At 57.0% G+C, this 4,902-nt stretch carries 3 protein-coding genes; 2 read left to right on the top strand and 1 reads right to left on the bottom strand.

Annotated features, from left to right (window positions below; all coding sequences use genetic code 11):
• The coding region (locus tag D6783_03245; GenBank protein ID RME52973.1) for a hypothetical protein at positions 1–2,274 on the top strand (2,274 nt) is incomplete at its 5' end.
• Positions 2,267–4,435 (top strand): hypothetical protein, encoded by a 2,169-nt coding sequence (locus D6783_03240; protein ID RME52972.1) that lies wholly within the window; start codon positions 2,267–2,269, stop codon positions 4,433–4,435. The genes D6783_03245 and D6783_03240, both read left to right, overlap by 8 nt.
• 71 nt (positions 4,436–4,506) lie before the next feature.
• Here D6783_03240 and D6783_03235 read toward each other — a convergent pair.
• On the bottom strand, positions 4,507–4,902 hold a 396-nt coding region (locus D6783_03235), incomplete at its 5' end, for a hypothetical protein (protein ID RME52971.1).

Genomic DNA, 4,902 nt, shown 5'->3' with positions numbered 1-4,902 from the left:
GCCCTCAAGAGCGGCAGAGTCAGCACCCAGCAGGGCTCAACAGACTACAACCAGTACCTGCGCTTCGGCACGAACGGCCTGACGACGATGTACGTTGACTACACGGCAGACAAGGATGACAACGTTGGCGACTACCTCGTCATCCAAGGCATCAGAAACACGCCGTTCTTCGAGTACCAGCTCGAGTTCGAGTCCGGCTTCCAGTCCAAACTCGACGACTGTACCAGCTCAACGTGCAGCCTCGACGACCTCGAAGATACGAGAATCAACATCTTCGGCACCGACTACACCATCGTAGACACCTCGCTGACGAGCAGCCAAGGAATTTCCCTCGAGCTCATGGGCGGCGACGTGTCCGACACCCTGCGCGAAGGCGAGACGAAGACGTACACCATCGACGGCACCGACTACGAGGTCAGCGTCGTCTTCATCAGCAACCCGAACAGCGGAAACATCGCGGCCAAGCTCGCCGTGAATGGTGAACTCACCAGCGAGCTTGAAGAAGGCGAAACCGACACGCTCTCGGGCGGCCTTGAAATTGGTGTGCGCAGCATCCTCGTCAACGATCGAGAAGGCATCGTGGAATTCTTCCTCGGCGCAGACAAGATCACCTTGACGGACAGCAACTACACCGACGGCGCGTTCGACAACTCCAGCGCGTTCGAAGTCGGCACAGAGAACATCGAAGACGCAGCCGTCAAGATCGTCGGCAGCCTCACCGGGTCGTTCGCAGACGATAGCGAATTCCAAATCACGGACATCCGCTACCGCCTCACCGCAGACCCCATCAGCGACAGCCAAGTCGACTCCGGCACTGACGGGTTCGGCATCGCGCCAGGCCACGGGGTGCGCGAGTACCTCAAAGAGCCGCAGGGCATGCTCAACCCAACCTGGGACCTGCGCTACGAAGGCCTCACCCAACCGGAGATAACGGAAGTCAAACTCGACCCGAGCGGTGACGACAAGTACGACCTCGTCTTCACCAACCTCGCCGGGAAAGAGTACGAAGTCCGCTTCGTCGAAGGAACCACGGGTGACGTGCTCGCGTTCGGCAACGACGAGGGCAACGACCACTTCTGGTTCATGGAAGGAACGTACAACAACGGCTCTGCCAACACCATGGCGACGTGTAACGCGTACGGTATGAGCGAGGACGACTACTTCCTCGTCTCCAACATGGGCGGCAACACGTTCGACGACACGGCGTACTCGTACGTCCTCCAGTTCGACTCGTTCGAGGAAGATGACGGCATCTACAAGGCCACGTTCAACGACCTCGCCACCGGCGACGACCGAGAAGTCGTCATCTCGACTTCGAGCCTCTGGTCCGGCGCAGGAGCAGGCACGTTGACCGTCGGCGGGTATGACTACGACGTCGTTGTGTGCGACGTGAACGCCATCAACCCGAAAATCCTCGTCGACCTCAACGGTAACGACAGCATCACCCTCAACGACGAGGCGCGCGTCACCGTCAAAGGAGGCGCCATCCTCGACTTGAGCGATGCAGACACGTGGGCGGCCAACAACGCAACGGCAAACAACGTGACGATGATGCTCGTCACGCCCGCGTCGAACTTCGACGAGCAGACCCAAGGCAACGACACGCTCAGCTGGATGGTCGTTTCTCGAGCCAACCAAGAAGTCGGCATCAGCACCAGCTCGCTGACCTACACGAGAGGAAGCACAACGAGGGACTCCACGACGACGCCGGACTGGAACCCGACAGAGCCCCAGGATAACGACGAGCTCACGCTCGAAATGACCGACTTCGGGGCACTCGTCGAGCTCAACGACCCCTCAGGCAGTGACGAAGCGGAAACGCTCACCATCCACTACCCTGAGGAGCAAGTCGAAGCCCAAGTCTTCGTCGTCGCAGGCAGCGTCGAGCGCACCGAGAGCGGCTCTGGCGGCAGCGTCACCACCACCAAGCTCAACCCCATCACGGTCGGGCTTGCCATGCTGGACAAAGACGCGCCCGCAGTCGGCTCCACCAACATGATTGTTGTTGGCGGACCTTGCGCGAACACCGTCGCGGCAGAGTTGCTCAACTCCGGCGCGGACTGCACGGAAGGATTCACTCCGGGCAAGGCCATGATTAAGTCGTTTGAGCACGCAGGCGGCAAGGTATCCCTCCTTGTTGCAGGCTACAGTGCTCAAGACACCGTGGCCGCCTCGTACGTCCTTGCTCAATACGAGGACTACGACCTGAGCGGATCCGAAGTGGAAGTCGTCGCTGCCGACCTCTCATCCATCCAAGTTAACACGGTTGGATAAGGAGGTCAAGCGAAGAGGCGAGCGAAAGGGCAAAAAAGCCCCTTTCCACCCAATTTTTTTTTCTTTCTTTTTTTTTTCATTTTCTCGATTTTTTCTCCCATGTTCTCCTAAGCAGTCCCAGCCACCGTTTATTTCTCCCCCACCCCTTCTGAACGAGGCCGCAACCTTTAAAAAGGAGAACGAGCAGGGAAAACGTACGACAATGCCTCGCCCACGCGTACCAATAAACAACCCTGCCATCATCTTCACCCTCCTCTTCACCCTCTTTTTCACTACCACAACGCCACTTGTTCACGCCGAGAAAAACCTCCACGCCGCGTGGCACTTCTCAGGCGACGTCTTCTCCGTTGACGACCAAACCATCTCCGTCGAGCAAGACCCCGACCCCCTCATGCGATCCCTCAACGTCATCAAACTCACCGTTGACGACACGCTCTACCTCATCAAACTCGGCGGGTGCAGAGAAACAGCGACCCACCGGTACTGCTACACCAAGAGCGGCTACCAAGAATTCATCGCCGCTGGGGGAAGCGACGAAAACAAAATCGAAGCGTACGAAAAAGAACCCTACGCCAAGTACGACGGAGGAGAGAAGTGGTGGGGCGTCTACCTCACCGTCGACTCCATCGTTCCAGACGTGAAAGCAACACTGAGCGCAGAAAAAACAACGCTCACCCCTGGCGAAGACACGACCATCACCGTCGAACTCACCAACCAAGGAGACAACACCGCAGAAAACGCCCGCTTCACCCTCACACTCCCCGACCAGTACCGCCTCACATCCTCTGACGTGGCCAAGAAGAAAAACACCGTCATCTGGGAAGGATTCATAACACCGGGAAAAACCAAGATGTTCTCCTTCACCATCACTCCCACGGCCTACGAGGACGCAAGCCTCCAAGGAACCGTCAACTTCACCTACGCAGGAAAAACCTACAGCATCACCTCCAACACGCTCAAACTCACCATTCCCAGCCCGTACACGCTCACCGTCTCCTTCCCCACCGAAGCCCAAGTCATCAATGCACAAACACCCTACACCATCACCATCACGAACAACGAAGAAGAAAAAGACGTAACAGTCACCTCCCTCCTCGTCACCATACCAACAGAAGTGCTCCTCCTCAGCGTCTCGGACGACTGGATTCGAGAAAAAGGGCGCCTGCGCTGGAGCGGAACCATCAAGCCCCGCGACCAAAAACTCCTCCGATTCGCCCTCGCAGCGCCCTTCACAGGAGACTACCCCTTCAAAACCATCGCCCAGCTCGAAGTCGACGGGGAACCGTTCTCCCACGAATACGACCACACGTTCAAAGTCGCAACGAAAAACCTTAACCCCGACCTCAACGTCCGCGAAAAAACCATCACGAGCAGAGAGCCGTTCCGCCTCCGCCTCTTCCTCGAAAACAACAACGAACAAAACAACTACTACGCCATCAATGCAACCATCACGAGCACGCACTACCCGCCAGAAGAAATCTCCATAGAAAAAATACCCTACCAAGAAAAAAAACTCGTCTTTGAAAAAGAATACATCGCCCCCTTCACCGAGGAGCAAAAAACCATCACGTTCAACGCGACCGGAACGTACCAGACCATTAGCAAGGAAACCTTCACGTTCGCAACATCCCGCGACGTCACCATCCAACCCGCGCTCGAACACTTCTACGACGTCACCTACACCGCGCCGGCCAGGGCAACCGCGGGAGACGAAGTCGCCATCGTCGTGACAGTAACCAACAAGCAAGACACGTACGCCTCCGTTGCCATGCACGACGACCACCCGGGAAGAACCATCATAGGAACGGATCATGCAAGCCTCTCACTCAAAGCAGGAGAACAACGGCAAGCATACCAGTACACCTTCCGCATTCCTCAAAACTTCACCAACCAAACAAACGCGACCCTCACCATCACGACCGCCGTCGACGACCTCGTCACAGACACCACCGAAACGTTCCACACCACCATCATCGTCGAGCCACGCCTCGACGTAGAAACGAACACAACAAAAAACGATCAAGGCACGCCAGAAAAACAACCGCAAAACCCAGAACAGCAAGCAGCGAAAAAAGAAAACACGGTGCAAAAAGACGTCAAGCCCAGCCTCGGCGCCCGCATCATCGCCGCCTTCAAAAAATTCTTCAGCATCTTTCTTTAAAGAAAAACGACGGGCACGCCTCACAACGAACGCGGCCAGCGGTCGATAGGGGAAAAAAACGCATTCCTCACTCAGTCGGGAACGCCAAAGAAAATGTTGTGTTTATCTCGCGTGATACGAACCCGCACCCGCTTCCCCACCGGAACAGACCCGACCACCTTCACCAGCCTCCCCCGCGCAACCCCGAAGCACTCCCGCGCGTACCGCCCTGCAGACACAACCACGACCTCGACCCGCTCGTTCTTACGCATCGGCTTTGGCAGCGCAACGTCATCCACCACGCCAAAATCCTCTTTGTGCACCAAGAGGCGAACACCAAGCTCGCCCTCCCACGCCTTCAGTAACGCAGCAAAATCCTCCATGGAACGCGGCTTGACCGGAACTCTTCCCCGACGATACGCCAAGAAATTCTGCACGCCCGCCGGCAAGCCCTCCTTTCGCAACTCCTTTGCAAGCAGCACGACCTC

The sequence above is a fragment of the Candidatus Woesearchaeota archaeon genome (assembly GCA_003694805.1).
Classification (GTDB): Archaea; Nanobdellota; Nanobdellia; order Woesearchaeales; family J110; genus J110.
This window is presented reverse-complemented; position numbering and strand designations above follow the sequence as displayed.